Raw genomic sequence first — 15,066 nt, forward strand, 5'->3', positions numbered from 1 at the left:
AGGGTCAGCGGATTGGGTGGCGGCGGCGTGGGGGGAAGTGCCGGAGGAGATGACGTCATAACCGCCGGGTTATGACAGGAGAAGGTGCTGACGTCACGCCGCCAATGCATCCGCCATTAACCGGTCGTTTGTCTTTTTTCGGCATAGCCAATGCCACCAGATGGCAAGAGGACCAGCTATGCCAACCGATTACAACACCGGCGCGCGCCGTTTCAACGCGCGCACCGCGACTGCAGCCATAGCCCTGATGGCCGCTTTTTCCGTGGCTTCGACGGCCCAAGCGACCGGCACACGTGCCGGCACGGTCATCGATAACACGGCGACGGCCACCTATGACGAAGGCGGCACGCCGGTCCAGGTCAACTCGAATCTCAACAGCCTGACCGTCGACGAACTGCTCGACACCGTCGTGGCGTGGGACAATGGTGCCGACGTGCCGACCACGCCCGGCGCGACCGGCGGGGCGCTGACCTTTACGGTCACCAACACCGGCAACGGCCAGGAAGCGTTCCTGCTCTCCACCGTCAACACCCTCGGCGGCGACGATTATGACCCGACCTCGGTGTCGATCGTCATCGACGATGGCGATGGCGTCTATGAGCCGGGAATCGACACCGTCTATGTCGCCGGCGCCGGCAACCCTGTCCTCAATCCCGACCAGACGATCACCGTCTTTGTCGTCGCCAACACGCCTGGCGGTCTTTCCGACGGCGATCGCGGCGGCATCCGCCTGACGGCTGCTGCCGTGACCGGCACCGGCGCGCCCGGCACGACCTTTGCTGGCCAGGGCGAAGGCGGTGGCGATGCCGTTGTCGGCACCACCGGCGCCGACGGCACCGACGATGGCTATTTCCAGGTGGCCGCGGCCACCGTTTCGCTGGTCAAGTCGGCGACGGTCGTCGATCCGTTCGGGGGCAGCAATGCCGTGCCGGGATCGACCATCACCTACCAGATCGTCGCGACGACCTCCGGGTCGGGCAGCCTGCCCAACCTTGCGATCAACGACGCCATCCCGGCCGGCACCACCTATGTGCCGGGCTCGATCACGCTGGGCGGCAGCACCCTTACCGACGCCAGCGATGCCGACGCCGGTCGCTTCGCATCGAACAGCATTTCCGTTGCGCTCGGAACGGTCGCAGGCGGGCAAACCCGCACCGTGACGTTCCAGGTGACCATCAACTGAAGGATCGGACCATGATCTATCGTTTCGCCTTGCTCATCGCCGCGTTGATCGCCGCGCCGGCCGCTGCCCAGAGCGGCAATGCCGTCTCGCTCGTCAGCGACGTGCTGGTCGAGCGCAGCACCACCGATGCCAACGGCCGCACCCAGACCACGCTGGAGGAGCCGACCACGGTCGTCCCGGGCGACAAGCTGGTGTTCGTGTTACGCTACCGGAACAATGGCGCGCAGCCGGCGACCGACTTCGTCGTGACCAACCCGTTGCCCGAAGCGGTCGCCTTCCAGGCAGCCGGCGACGAGCGCGCCGAAGTGTCGGTCGATGGCGGTCGCAACTGGGGGCGGCTCGCATCGCTCACCATCCGCGAAGCCGACGGCAGCCAGCGCCCCGCGCAGGCGAGCGACGTGACCCATATTCGCTGGGCCTTTGCCCAGCCGATCCCGGCCGGAGAAGCCGGACGACTGATGTTCCGCGGCATCGTTCGATAACCCATTGATATCGCGGACTTACGTCACCCGGCGGTGCCGGGTCGCACCCCTGCACCCAAAAAGGATACAGCAATGACCAGTAAGCTGTTGCATCTCGGGTCGGGCAGCCTGTTGGCCATTGCCATTGTCGGTTCCGCACCGGCGATGGCAGCGGGCACGACTGCCGGATCCTCCATCACCAACACCGCGACCATCAACTACCAGGTTGGTGGCGTGGCTCAGCCGTCGATCAACGACAGCGACGTGTTCGTCGTCGACCGTCGCATCGACCTGACCGTCGCCGAGCTCGGCAATGCCACGACCGTTGTCGTGCCTGGCCAGTCGGCGGCCGTGACCACCTTCACGGTCACCAACACCTCGAACGCGCCGCTCGACTTCCTGTTGACGGCCACCCAGACCACGGGCGGAACGGCGTCGCACGGCGGCACCGACAATTTCGATGTCACCGCGCTGACGCTCTATCGCGACACCAACGGCAACAACAGCTATGACGCCGGCACCGACGTCGCAGTCACCTTCCTCGACGAAGTGGCTGCCGACGCCAGCGTGACGGTGTTTGCCGTGGCCAACGTGCCGCTGAGCCGCGCCACCAACGACGTCGCCAACGTCCGCCTGACCGCAACCGGCCGCGAAGCCGGTGCCAGCGGCACGCAGGGCGCAGCGCTGACTCAGACCACCGGCGCCAACACTGCCGGCATGGATACGGTGTTCGCCGATGCCGCCGGTGTCGCCGATGCCTTGCGCGACGCAGCGCACAGCGACGATGACGATTACACCGTCGTCACCGCGACGCTGACGCTCGACAAGCGCAGCACCGTGATCAGCGATCCGGTCAACGGCACGACCAATCCCAAGCTGATCCCTGGTGCGACGGTCGAATATTGCATCGCCGTGAGCAACGCCTCGGGCGGCGCTGCGGCCAACAATATCGCCGTCAGCGATATCCTGCCGGCAACATTGACCTATGTCGCGAGCTCGATCCGCCTCAACGGCACCGTGACCGGTCTGACCTGCAACGCCGATGGTTCGGCGGGCGGCAGCTTCGCGTCGGGGACCGTGTCGGGCACGATCACCACTGTGGCCGCGGGCGATACGCGCACGCTCGTCTTCCGCGCCACCGTCAACTGATCTCCTAGGGGCCGATTTGCCGACGTGGACCAGCGTCAGGCAATTCGGCCCTTTGGTGTCTGACCGAATTAACCATGTCCTTGTGGCGCTCCCTCACTTTCGCTTCGCTTGCCGCGGCGGCGACCCTTTTCGGGTCCCCGGGGCATGCGCGCGTGGTGAGCAACATAGCGACCATCGACTGGACCAGCCCATCCGGGCCCATCCGCCAGCGATCCAACCAGGTCGACGTGCGCGTCACCGCGCCTCCCGGTCCGATCCAGGCTGAAATCTATCGCATCGAGCCGCTGGGTAGCGGCATTCCGTCCCGCATCGACGGCAGCGGCTGCGGTGTCATCGGGCCGGTTGCGTCGAGCGACCCCGGCGGCCCGGCCGTTTCCACCGGGCCATCGCCGGTGTCGCTGGTCCCCGCCAGCCAGTTTTCCGCCGGACAGTCGGTCGCCTTCGGCGTTCGCTCCGCCGCGGATAATCGCGATCCGCTGACCCGGGACAGCTTTGAAGTCGTCATCCGCACCGCCAATGGCGACCTGGAGCGCGTGCGTCTGCGCGAAGATGCGCCCGACAGCGGATTTTTCGTGGGCTATATTGCCACCATCCGCACGCCACCGGCGCCGGTCAGCCTCGATTGTCGCTTGTCCGTCGATGCCGGCGAAGCGATCCGCCTGACGCTCAGCCGCGACGGTTCGAGCGAGGAACTGGCGAGCGCGACGGTCAGTTTTCTGGTCGATCCCTTCGGAATCGTCTTCGACAGCGGCGACGGCCAGCCCGTCGGCGGCGTCCGGGTGACCTTGATCAACGCCGATACCGGCCAGCCGGCGCAGGTTTTCGGCGATGACGGGACGTCGGCCTTCCCCAACAGCTTGATCACCGGCTCCACGGTCACCGATGCCAGCGGCGCGACCTATTCCTTCCCGCCTGGCGACTACCGCTTCCCGTTCGTCGCGCCGGGCCGGTATCGACTGCTGGTCGAGCCGCCGAGCCCCTATAGCTGGGCGTCGCTGGCCACGGCAGCCGAGCTTGCAGGGTTCCGCCGCCCCGACAATGGCGCGCCCTACACCGTGTTCGGCGCCAGTTACGGGCAGATATTCACGCTATCGACCCCGGAACCGGTGCGCGTCGACATCCCCATCGACCGGCCCGGGGCCGGCCTGCAACTGCGCAAGCAGGCCAGTACCACCATCGCCCTGCCGGGCGAGGCGCTGCAGTACCGGATCGACGTGCTGAACAGCGACGCGCGAAGGCCGACCGGGCCGATTGTCGTGACCGACGATCTGCCCGCCGCAGTCCGGCTGAGGCCCGGAACGATAAGATATAATGGCACCGCCATCACTGCCCAGACCGACGCCGGCGGGCGGCGTTTCACGGTCACCCTGCCCGCGCTGCCCGGTGGCGGCAGCGGCGTGCTGACCTATATCGGCGAGGTCCGCACCGATGCGCGGCCGGGCGATGCCAACAACATCGCTTCCGCACGCGACAATCGCGGCACGGTCAGCAATGTCGCCGATGCCAATGTGCGCATCCGGCGCGATACGCTGGGCGATCGCATCGTCATCATCGGCCGGGTCACCACCGGCGGCTGCAGCGTCGATCCGGACACGGCGGAAGGTATCGCCGGGGTGCGCGTGATGCTGCAGGACGGCAGTTTCACGGTAACGGACAGCGACGGGCGCTACCATTTCGAGGGCGTCCGGCCCGGTCTCAGCGTCGTGCAGATCGATCCCTCCACCCTGCCCTCCTCGCAGACCCCGGTCGACTGCGCGCGCAATGGCCGCAGCGCCGGCAGCGCGATCTCCCGCTTCGTCGAAGGCCGTGGCGGTGAGCTGAAGCGTGCGGATTTTCATGCAGTTTCAATCGCTTCTGAAGAGGCACCTATCGAAGCGGAGATGACCCAGGTGCCGCGCGTCGAGGCGCCGGCGCGTCCGACCGTGGTCGATGACAGCACGCATGCCGGCGGCGACGCCGATTTCTTTGCCGGCCAGACGGCGGGCATCGGCTGGGTGTTCCCTGAGGAAAACCACAATCCCCGAGCGCCGTCGATCCGCATCGCCATCAAGCATCTGCCGGGCCAGACGGTAGAGCTGCTGCTCAACGGCCGCGCTGTCGACTCGCTGAACGCAGATGGTGCCACGACATCGCCGGATCGCAGCTTCCAGATTTCGAGCTGGCGCGGCATCGAGCTGTTGCCACGCGACAACCGCTTCGTGGCGCGTGTGCGTGACGCTAGCGGCGCGCTGGTCGAGGAACTGAGCCGCACCGTCCATTATTCGGGTGGCGCGCTGCGCGCGGAACTGGTGCGCGACCAGTCGCTGCTGCTCGCCGACGGTCTCAATCGCCCGGTGATCGCGGTACGGCTGACCGACCGCGACGGCCGTCCGATCAAGCATGGCGTGGTCGGCGATTTCTCGGTCGCGCCGCCGCACCGGGCCGCCCAGTCGGTCGATGCCGAACAGGCGCGGCAATTGTCGGGGCTGGAGCAGGTCCGCACCACCTGGCGGGTCGAAGGCGACGATGGCCTGGCCTATATCGAACTGGAACCGACCACGGCATCCGGTTCGGCACGGATCGATTTTACCTTCCGGGACGATGATGTCGTCCGCAACCAGCAGCTCGACGTGTGGCTGAATCCCGGCGAACGGCCGTGGACCGTGGTCGGCTTTGCTGCCGGCACGGCTGGCTTCAACACGCTCGACGACCGCATGGAGCCGGTTGCCGAAACGCTGGACAGTGAGAATATCGACGGCCGGATCGCGCTCTACGCAAAGGGCCGGATCCTCGGCCAGTGGCTGATGACCCTGTCTTACGACAGCGACCGCGAGCAGGATGAATCGCGCTTCGGCGGTGTCATCGATCCGCGCGCCTATTACACCATCTACGCCGACCGCGCCGACCGCGGCTTCGACGCGGCGTCAGTGCGCAACCTTTATCTGCGCCTTGAACGGCCGCAATTCTATGCGCTGTTCGGCGATTTCGAGACCGGCATCAACGAGCCGGAACTGGCGCGGTACCAGCGCGCGATGAACGGTGTGAAGGCCGAATATCGGGGCGAGAACCTGGCCGCTACCGCGTTCGTGGCCGACACACCCTACCGCTATCGGCGCGACGAGCTGCAGGGCAACGGCCTGAGCGGCCCCTACCAGCTTGGCGCGCGGGACATCCTCGCCAATTCCGAGCGCGTCACCATCGAGGTGCGCGACCGGCTGCGCTCGAACATCGTCATCGACAGCCGCGTGCTGACCCGCCACATCGACTATGACATCGACTATTTCGCCGGAACGCTTCGCTTCCGTGAACCGATCCTGAGCCGTGACGAGAGCCTCAATCCGCAATTCATCGTCGCCGATTACGAGGTCGACGGCGTCGGCCAGCGCGTTACCAATGGCGGTGCTCGGGCGAGCTGGCGCAACGATGACGAGAGCCTGCGCATCGGCCTGACCGGCATCCATGACGAGACCGACAGCCTGCGCACCAACCTCGGCGGTGTCGACGTGCGCTATCGCCCCGACGCCTCGACCGAGGTGCGCGCGGAATATGCGGCCAGCGACAGCGATCCTGCGAGCGCAGCGGCGGCCGACCCTGGCATGGCCAGCGCCTGGCTGGTGGAGGTCGAGCACCATGGCGCCAACTTCGACCTGCTCGCCTATGCACGGGAACGTGATGCGGGCTTCGGCGTCGGCCAACTGACCGGCGCGGGGGCCGGCAGCCGGCGCTTCGGCTTCGATGGCCGGTTGAAACTCGGCCGCGACATCTCGCTGCTCGCCAGCGCCTGGCAGGAAGATTATGTTGATCGCGATGCGCGGCGGCGGGCTGGGCGGCTGCAGGCCGAATGGCGCACGCTCGACACCACGCTGCGCGCCGGCCTGACCTATGCCGACGACGATCTGGGCGATGGCACCAGCAACCGGTCTACGCTGGTCCAGCTCGGCGCCACACAGCGCCTGTTCAACCAGAAGCTGGAGCTGGACGCCCAGACCGAGTTCGCGCTCGGCGGAGACGACGCCAGCGTCGACTTCCCGGCGCGCCACCGCTTCGGCGCGCGCTATGCGCTGAGCCAGTCGGTCGGCCTGGTTGGCACCTACGAGATTGCCGATGGCGGCACGGTCGATGCGCGTACCGCACGGCTGGGTTTCGATGTCAGGCCGTGGGACGGTGGACGCGTCGTGCTGAGCGGCAACCAGCAGAATCTCGGCGAGTTCGGCCCGCGCAGCTTCGCCGCCTATGGCCTGACCCAGAGCTTCCAGATCAGCGAGAATCTGACCATCGATGCGACCATCGACGGGCAGAAGACGCTGGGCGGCATCTCCGCCACCGACATCCTCGATCCGGCACAGCCGGTGGCTTCGGGCGGGCTGCTCGACGGCTATGATTCGATCACCGAGGATTTCACCGCGGTGACGGCAGGCGCGACATGGCGCAACGAAGACTGGTCGATCAGCGGCCGCGCCGAATATCGCGATGGCGAGATTGCGGATCGCACCGGCATCACGCTCGGTGGCATCCGCCGCATCGGCGACGGTCGCGCCTTCGGCGGTCTCTTGACCTGGACCCGCGCCGACAGCGATGTCGCAGCCTCGACCGAAACAGTGTCGGCCGAAATCAGCTGGGCGCACCGCCCGGCTCACAGCCGCTGGAGCATCCTCGACAAGCTCGAACTGCGCTACGATGCCGTCGACAATGCCATTGCCGGCCAGCCCGGCCCGATAGGCGGCCCTGCGCTGGGCATCACTGGCGATGCCCGTTCTCGCCGCATCATCAACAGCCTCACCATCAATTATACACCGGTCGACCAGGATGACAGCACCCCGCGCTGGTACGAGGCCGGCGAGCATGCGCTGTTCGTCGGCGTGCGCCACACGTCGGACCGGTTCGGCGAGGACGATGTCAAAGGCTGGTCGGCGGTGGTCGGCGGCGACTTCCGCTTTGACCTCAGCGCGCATGTCGGCGTCGGTGTCTCGGGCAATGTGCGTGTCGGCACCGATGCGCGCACCACCGCGTGGAGCGGCGGCCCGCAGATCGTGGTCGTTCCGTTCGAGAACGCCAACCTGGTCGTCGGATACAATTTCGCCGGTTTCCGCGATCGCGATTTCGAGGAAAACCGGTTCAGCCGCTCGGGCGTTTATGCGACCTTCCGCCTGAAGTTCGACCAGACCAGCCTGCGCGGCCTCGGCCTGTAACGCGCTGTCGCGTCAGTAAGCGCGGCCGATCAATATCCTTTCGACCGCGGGTCCGCCGGTGAGCGGGCATAGGCCATCGGGCGCGCTGCTGCCAAGCGGCACGTTGCGCATGGTCAGCTTCAGTGCCTTGACCCGTTCGACCACAGCATCGAGCGCGGCCCCGGTCGGGCGCGACCAGCCGATCTCTACCCATCCGGGAACGTCGGTGTCGGTGAAATAGGCGGCAATGCTGTCCCAATCGCCAAGGTCGCGGCGGATGTTGGCGTCCAGCCTTGTCTTGGCTTCGGCAAACAATTGCGCCTGGATTCCCTCGAGCGCGGCGCTGGCCGAGGCGACGAAGTCCGCGCGCTCCGGGAAATCGGTGTCGAGCTTGCCGTCCTCGCGATAGAGGCGGGTACGGGTGATTGCCGCGAGCTTGCCGGCGGCGACGTCGCGCCCGCCGATCTCGACGACAATGGGCGCGCCTTTCTTGAGCCACTCCCAGCGCTTGGGACCGCTCTTGCCGGGGCGCTTGTCGAGATGCACGCGGATGCGCTCGCCGAGCGCGCTCTGTGCGCCAAGCTCGGCCGCGAGGCTGCGGCAATAGTCGAGGATGGCAGCATCTCCCTCATCCTCCCGCAGCATGGGGATGATGACGATCTGGTGCGGTGCGATTGCAGGGGGCACGCGCAGGCCATCGTCGTCGCCATGCGTCATGATGACCCCGCCGACCATGCGGGTCGAGGTGCCCCAGCTCGTGGTGTGGGCGAGCGCATGGCCGCCCTCGCTGGTCTGGTAGCGGATGCCCGCCGCCTCGGCGAAACTGGTGCCCAGATAGTGCGAGGTGCCGGCCTGCAGCGCCTTGCCATCCTGCATCATCGCTTCGATGCTGTAGGTCGCAGTGGCGCCAGGGAAACGCTCATGTTCTGGCTTTTCGCCGGCAACGACCGGCATTGCCAGCACGGTTTCGGCAAATTCGCGATACATTTCGAGCGCGCGCAGCGTCTCGTCCATCGCATGTTCGCGGGTGGCGTGGGCGGTATGGCCCTCCTGCCAGAGGAATTCGCTGGTGCGCAGGAACATGCGGGTGCGCATTTCCCAGCGCACGACATTGGCCCACTGGTTTACCATCAGAGGCAGATCGCGCCAGCTTTGCACCCAGCGCGCCATTGCCGCACCGATCACGGTTTCAGAGGTGGGGCGCACGATCAGCGGCTCTTCCAGCCGCGCGTCGGGATCGGGCATCAGCCCGCCCTTGCCGTCCGCGATCAGCCGGTGGTGCGTGACGACCGCCATTTCCTTGGCAAAACCGTCGACATGCTCGGCCTCCTTGGCAAAATAGCTCAAGGGGATGAACAGCGGGAAATAGCAGTTATCGACACCGGCCGCCTTGATGCGGTCGTCCATCAGGCGCTGGATCCGCTCCCAGATTCCATAGCCCCACGGGCGGATGACCATGCAGCCGCGCACGCCCGATTCCTCGGCCATGTCGGCGGCGGCGATGACTTCCTGATACCAGCCGGCAAAGTCGGCGGCGCGGGATGTGGAGAGGGCGTGCTTGATCGTCATGCCGCCGCCCCTAGCCGAGCCGGACGGGCGGCGGCAAGCGCCGCCTCAAGCCGCCCTGGTTTCAGGCCGCGTGCTGCCTCGGCGCCATCTCGACATCGCCCTTGCGCCGACCGAAGCCAGTGACCGGATTGGCCGGGTTGCGGCGATCGACAAAGGGTTTGGCCGGTTCGACGGCGGAAGACGCCGCGCTGTCCGGCAGATCGGCACTATCCTCGACCACCGCATCGCTTTCCGCCGCTTCGTCCTCCTGCTGGCCGAGTGCTTCGAACCAGAGGAACAGGTCGCGCAGCATGACGACCAAGATGGCAACCAGTACAACGGCGAGGATGGCCAAGAGCTTTGCGCCCCCGGCACCCATATCGTCCAGATCAAACGTCAGAATGTCCAGCATCGCAGCGGTCCCTGTCGTGCAATTGGCCCGACAATAGATAGCGGGACTTAATGAACGCTACGGGACGATGGCAAATGAAAGGTCAACCACATTGCCCGAAAGGCTGCCCAAAGCTCAGTCGCGCTTGCGCATTTCCGCTTTCAGCGCAGCCAGTTCGGCCTTCAATGCGGCGATCTCGTCTTCCTTGGCCGTCGACGGCGCGGGGCGGAAGGCGGCGGTGGCGGCTTCGAACATGGCCATGTTGCGCTTGGCGATTTCGGCAAGCGGATTGCCGGCCAGCGCGCCTTCGATCGCGCTGCGGAATTTCTGCTGGTTGGTGCGGAAACTGTCCATCGACGCTTCGAGATAGCCCGGCACCAGCGACTGCATGGAATCGCCATAGAGCGTGATCAATTGGCGCAGAAAACTGACCGGCAGCATGGTCTGTCCCTTCTGCTCGGCCTCCATGATGATCTGCGTCAGCACCTGATGGGTCAGATCCTCGTCGCTCTTGGCATCGACGACGCGGAACTCCTGCCCTGCCCTGACCATCGACGCCAGATCGTCGAGCGTGATGTAGGAAGAGCGGCTGGTGTCATAGAGGCGACGGTTGGCGTATTTCTTGATCGTGACTATGCTGTCAGCCGAAGCTGCAGCACCACGGGGAGAATGCGTCTTGCTGGCCATGATAGCTGCTTTGCCTGCTGAACCTGCCAATGTCGGCTGAGCCACAGGTAGCAGCAAAGCATAGTGCACTGCAACACGGCGGCCATGCCCGGACACCGCGGCCACTGCCGCTGTTCCTGCAGATGGTGGGCGACATTGCCCGCACCGATCCGGCGATGGCGGCCGATGCTCTGGCAGGCCTTTCCGTCTATGCCGCAGCGCCGCGCGCCGAGCGCGCCGCCCGGACAGTTGTAGCCACGGCGGGGCGCGCGCGCCTGCTCGACGGCGGCGGCGACGGCCCTCCGGTCGTCCTGGTGCCATCGCTGATCAACGGTTCTGAGGTGCTCGACATCGATCCGCAGCGCTCATTGCTCTCGCGCATCGCCGACGGCGGCTTTCACGCCCTGCTGGTCGACTGGGGCAGGCCGACGCCCGTCAATGCCGATGAGGACATCGGTGCCCATGTCACCGACTTGCTGGCACCGCTGATTGCCGCGGTCGGCGCGCCGGTGCATCTGGTCGGCTATTGTCTGGGCGGCACGATCGCGCTCGCCCATGCAATAGCTGCACCGCCACGATCGCTTACCCTGATGGCGGCACCATGGCGGTTCACGGGCTACCCTAACGATGCCCGGACCAGTCTCGGTGCGCTCTGGGATCGGCATAGACCGTCGGTCGAAGCGATGGGGCTGGCACCGATCGAGCTGCTGCAAACCGCTTTCTGGAGCCTCGACCAGCACCGCACCGTCGCCAAGTTCGCGGCGCTGTCGGCGCGCCCGGTCGACGATCCCTCGGTCGCGGCATTCGCGACGGTCGAAGACTGGGCCAATGGCGGTGCGCCGCTGACGCGGGCTGCGGCACAGGACATTTTCGAGCATATGATGCAGCAGGACCGGCCCGGCGCCGGAGCATGGTGCATCGTCGGGCGGCGCATCGATCCGGCGTCGCTCGCCTGCCCGGCGCTGCATTTCACCGCGAGCAATGACCGGATCGTCCCGGTGACCACCGCCCCCGATGCGATTCGCACGCGCGAATGCCATGCCGGACATGTAGGAATGATCGTCGGCAGCCGCGCGGTGGAGACGCTGCATCTGCCGCTGCTACGCTGGCTGAAACAACATTAGGGCGGTAGAACGCCGCCCAGCCGTTATAAAATTTCGGCGGCTCTCAAGCCCAAGGCCTGGCGCAAGGAACCACGTTGCCGAACTGCAACACTGACGACACAAAATTGCCACGTCGGGCACAAAACGGATGCTCAACGGTTGCGATGGCCACGCGCATGCGGTTGAACCTCCGATTAACCGCCCGCCGGATCAACCGAGACGGGCAAAAGCGGAGACCCCCCATGCGTAAAAGCAGCCTTCTGGTCAGCACCACATTTTTTGCGTTAGCGATCGCGTCGGCCATGCCGGCAATGGCACAGGACACGGCGCCGGCAGACGATTGCGTCGATGAAAACGACAATTCCGTATGCGATGCACAGGAAAGTCGCGATTCAGGCGAAGACATTTTTGTCACTGGCTCGCGTATCCGGCTGCCAAATCTTGAGTCGATCGAGCCCATCACGACGCTCGACAATCGCCAACTTCGCGAGCGCAACTTCACGAACGTCGCCGATGCGCTTAACGAACTGCCGAACTTCCGCGGGAGCGTTACGCCCCAGGGCGGTCAAGGGTTCGGACAGGGCGTCAATTTCGTCAACAGCTATGGCCTTGGTTCGAACCGGACCCTGACGCTGGTCAATGGCCGGCGCTTTGTCAGCTCCAACGTCGCCACCATCTTCACCAATGCCGGGGCTGGAACGCAGGTCGACCTCAACGTCCTGCCAAGCATCCTGACCGATCGCATCGATACCCTGAGCGTCGGCGGTGCGCCGGTTTATGGTTCGGATGCCATTTCCGGCGTCGTGAACACGTTCCTGCGCACGCGTTTCGAGGGCGCGGAATTTTCTGTTCAGGCAGGCGTTACGGAGCAGGGCGATAACGCCAACTATAACTTCTCCGGTATCGTCGGGCATTCCTTTCTGGAAGACCGGCTGAACATCACCCTTGCATTCTCGTACGACGAACTCGACGGCGCCGAATTTAATTCGCGCGAGTTTTTGCGTCGGCGGATTGGTGGTGCGACCAACCCCTCCACCGCGCAGAACGGAACCTTGCGCTTTCCAGGCGTCGACAACACCAATGACGGCCGTCTGAATACCGGCTTCGGATTCAACAACAGCACTTCGGATGGCAATCCGGGCACCGTCTTGATCCGCGCCGTCAACATCCCGTTCCTGACCCGGGGCGGACTGATCACCGGCACCAACCTGACCGGTGCCGGAACCAACCCGCTCAACCCCGCAGTGCCCTTCGGCGTGCGGACGCGGAACGGCTTGCAGTTCGACACCAACGGCAACCTCGTACCTTTCAATCAGGGCATCGTGTTCCCGGGTACGTCAGGTTCTGGCGGCGACGGCTTCGTGTTCTCGGACTTCACCCAGATCACCTCCGATCTCAATCGTTTCACGGGTAATGCCTTCATCAACTATGAAGTCGTCGATAACGTCGAATTGTTCTTTGAAGGCACCTATTTCCGGTCGCGCGCAGACGAACTGACGCAGCAGCCGACGTTCAACAGCTCGCTGTTCGGTGGATTGAGCGGTGCCCTGACCTTCTCGGTCGACAACCCGTTCCTGACTGCGCAGGCCCGCAACGAGCTCGTGTCACGCGGCGTCACAACGTTCTCGATCTCGCGTGCATCGGACGATTACGCCGACCTTACCGGCTACAACAAGACCCGCCTTTACAACGTCGTCGGTGGGCTGCGGACCGAGTTCGAGGCGTTCGGTCGCGAATTGAAGTTCGAAACATACATCACGCACGGCAACACCCGCAGCCGCGATTTCGGGCAGGACCTGAACGCGCAGAACTTCATCAACGCCGTCAATGTCACGCGCAATGCCGCTGGCCAGATTGTATGTACCACGTCTCCGACGCGGCTGGTGGGAAGTGCCCTGACTGGTTTCGCAGCGCCTGGCGGCACGCCGATTGCCGATCCGAATTGCGTGCCGCTCGATGTGTTCGGCGAGGGACGGGCGTCGCAGGCCGCACGTGATTACATCATCGAAGATTTCGTGACGGTCAGCGAGCAGGAGCAGACGGTATTCAACGCCAACATCGGTGGCGTTTTGTTCGATCTTTGGGCCGGACCGATCGGGTTCAACTTGGGTTACGAGCACCGCGACGAGTCAGCCAGCTTTACGCCCAGCGATTTCCAGCAGGCCGGCCGTGGCCGCTCGGTTGCCATCACGGCACTGGCTGGCGAGTATAACCTTGACGAAGTCTTTGGTGAACTCGTTGTTCCTTTAGCCACGCCGGAAACGGACATCCCGTTTGTGCACAATGCGTCGGTTACCGCGCGCGGACGCTACACGGACAACACCGTCAATGGCGGCTTCTGGTCTTACACGTTCGGAGGCAATTTTGCGCCGATCGAGGACATCGAGTTCCGCGGCAACATCACACGCTCTTTCCGCGCGCCGGCGATCACCGAATTGTTCCTCCCGGTGGTCAACACCTTCGCATTCGTGCCTGACCTTTGTCAGCCTGCCCAGCGCAACCTGGGCCCGGCACCAGCGATCCGTGCAGCAAACTGCGCCGCGTTCATCGCTGCGTTCCCTGGCACGGACTTCAGCGTGCCGGATCCGGCGTCCACGGCCAGCGTGCCCGCACAGTCGGGTGGTAACCCCAACCTCAACAACGAGCAGGCTGACAGCTTCAGCTATGGCGTCATCATCCGTCCTCGCTTCTTGCCGCGTTTCTCGCTGACCGCCGACTATATCAGCATCACGCTGAACGACCCGATTGCGAACCTCTCGGTCGCTCAGATTGCTTCGGGCTGTTTCGACAACCCGAACTTCAACACGGCGGATCCGCGCAACGGCAACAGCTTCTGCTCGCAGATCAATTACGGTCCAAATGGCCGCGTCGTTGGCGACACCCAGAACCCGGCTGTCCGCAGCGGTTTCGTGAACGGCAACCAGATCAGGTTCCGCGGTATCCAGGGTACGCTGAACTACGATTTCCCGGTTGCGGACGGGACATTCACGGTGGCTGGCGACCTGCTCTATGTTCGTCGTCGACTGGTCGACATCACCGGCGTCGCGCCGACGCGCAGCGATGGCGCCATCGGCGATCCGGAATTCTCCGGCCAAGTGCGGTTCCGCTACTCCAACGAGAATTTCGGTTTCACCACAACGATCACCTATACCGGTGAGCAGCTGTTTAGCAGGCTCAACCGTCAGGTGGGTCAGCCAGGTCAGGGTTTCGATGCGCGCGAAATCGACAAGCTCGACGATTATGTCGTCGTGAGCGGCGGTTTCTTCATCGATCCGACCGACGATTTCCGTCTGACCTTCTCGGTAACGAACCTGTTCAACCGTCAAGGTCAGAAGTACTTCGGCGAGCTGCTGCCCGCGAGCTACAACGACCTGCTTGGTCGCCGCTTCGCTGTCAGCGCGCGGTTCGGCTTCTGAGG

Annotated in this window: 9 protein-coding genes; 6 read left to right on the top strand and 3 right to left on the bottom strand. The window is 64.8% G+C overall.

Annotated features, from left to right (window positions below; translation table 11 throughout):
- The first annotated feature begins 178 nt into the window (after positions 1–178).
- The 4 genes from AC0QC4_RS09340 (at position 179) to AC0QC4_RS09355 (ending at position 7,961) form a co-directional block, all read left to right on the top strand.
- The gene (locus tag AC0QC4_RS09340) at positions 179–1,183 is read left to right on the top strand and encodes a hypothetical protein (RefSeq protein ID WP_483659621.1); all 1,005 of its coding nucleotides are present in this window, start codon (positions 179–181) and stop codon (positions 1,181–1,183) included.
- 11 nt (positions 1,184–1,194) lie between these two features.
- Positions 1,195–1,665, top strand: a complete 471-nt coding sequence (locus AC0QC4_RS09345) for a hypothetical protein (protein ID WP_483659622.1) — start codon at positions 1,195–1,197, stop codon at positions 1,663–1,665.
- A 72-nt stretch (positions 1,666–1,737) separates the two neighbouring features.
- On the top strand, positions 1,738–2,793 hold the full coding sequence (locus tag AC0QC4_RS09350) for a hypothetical protein (protein WP_483659623.1): 1,056 nt from the start codon (positions 1,738–1,740) through the stop codon (positions 2,791–2,793).
- A 152-nt stretch (positions 2,794–2,945) separates the two neighbouring features.
- Entirely contained in the window at positions 2,946–7,961 is a 5,016-nt protein-coding gene (locus AC0QC4_RS09355; protein ID WP_483659624.1) for a hypothetical protein, read from the top strand.
- 12 nt (positions 7,962–7,973) lie between these two features.
- Here the strand turns inward: AC0QC4_RS09355 and AC0QC4_RS09360 are convergent, their stop codons facing one another.
- The 3 genes from AC0QC4_RS09360 to phaR form a co-directional block, all read right to left on the bottom strand.
- The gene (locus tag AC0QC4_RS09360) at positions 7,974–9,509 is read right to left on the bottom strand and encodes an aminoacyl--tRNA ligase-related protein (protein ID WP_483659625.1); all 1,536 of its coding nucleotides are present in this window, start codon (positions 9,507–9,509) and stop codon (positions 7,974–7,976) included.
- A gap of 61 nt (positions 9,510–9,570) precedes the next feature.
- On the bottom strand, positions 9,571–9,900 hold the full coding sequence (locus tag AC0QC4_RS09365) for a hypothetical protein (protein ID WP_483659626.1): 330 nt from the start codon (positions 9,898–9,900) through the stop codon (positions 9,571–9,573).
- A 114-nt stretch (positions 9,901–10,014) separates the two neighbouring features.
- Complete coding sequence (gene phaR, locus AC0QC4_RS09370) at positions 10,015–10,566, bottom strand: polyhydroxyalkanoate synthesis repressor PhaR (protein ID WP_483659627.1); 552 nt, start codon at positions 10,564–10,566, stop codon at positions 10,015–10,017.
- 29 nt (positions 10,567–10,595) lie between these two features.
- Here phaR and AC0QC4_RS09375 point away from each other — a divergent pair, with 29 nt between their 5' ends.
- Complete coding sequence (locus AC0QC4_RS09375; RefSeq protein WP_483659628.1) at positions 10,596–11,669, top strand: alpha/beta fold hydrolase; 1,074 nt, start codon at positions 10,596–10,598, stop codon at positions 11,667–11,669.
- Between the two features lie 221 nt (positions 11,670–11,890).
- Positions 11,891–15,064, top strand: coding sequence for a TonB-dependent receptor domain-containing protein (locus tag AC0QC4_RS09380; RefSeq protein WP_483659629.1), 3,174 nt, complete (start codon positions 11,891–11,893; stop codon positions 15,062–15,064).
- Positions 15,065–15,066 lie beyond the last annotated feature (2 nt).

The organism is Sphingomonas sp. jy18 (genome assembly GCF_056931895.1).

What these genes read in the sequence shown, in the direction of transcription:
- AC0QC4_RS09360 (WP_483659625.1), bottom strand. Translation starts at nt 9,509, where the DNA reads ATGACGATCAAGCACGCCCTCTCCACATCCCGCGCCGCCGACTTTGCC.
- phaR (WP_483659627.1), bottom strand. Translation starts at nt 10,566, where the DNA reads ATGGCCAGCAAGACGCATTCTCCCCGTGGTGCTGCAGCTTCGGCTGAC.
- AC0QC4_RS09350 (WP_483659623.1), top strand. Translation starts at nt 1,738, where the DNA reads ATGACCAGTAAGCTGTTGCATCTCGGGTCGGGCAGCCTGTTGGCCATT.
- AC0QC4_RS09380 (WP_483659629.1), top strand. Translation starts at nt 11,891, where the DNA reads ATGCGTAAAAGCAGCCTTCTGGTCAGCACCACATTTTTTGCGTTAGCG.
- AC0QC4_RS09340 (WP_483659621.1), top strand. Translation starts at nt 179, where the DNA reads ATGCCAACCGATTACAACACCGGCGCGCGCCGTTTCAACGCGCGCACC.
- AC0QC4_RS09375 (WP_483659628.1), top strand. Translation starts at nt 10,596, where the DNA reads ATGTCGGCTGAGCCACAGGTAGCAGCAAAGCATAGTGCACTGCAACAC.
- AC0QC4_RS09365 (WP_483659626.1), bottom strand. Translation starts at nt 9,900, where the DNA reads ATGCTGGACATTCTGACGTTTGATCTGGACGATATGGGTGCCGGGGGC.
- AC0QC4_RS09345 (WP_483659622.1), top strand. Translation starts at nt 1,195, where the DNA reads ATGATCTATCGTTTCGCCTTGCTCATCGCCGCGTTGATCGCCGCGCCG.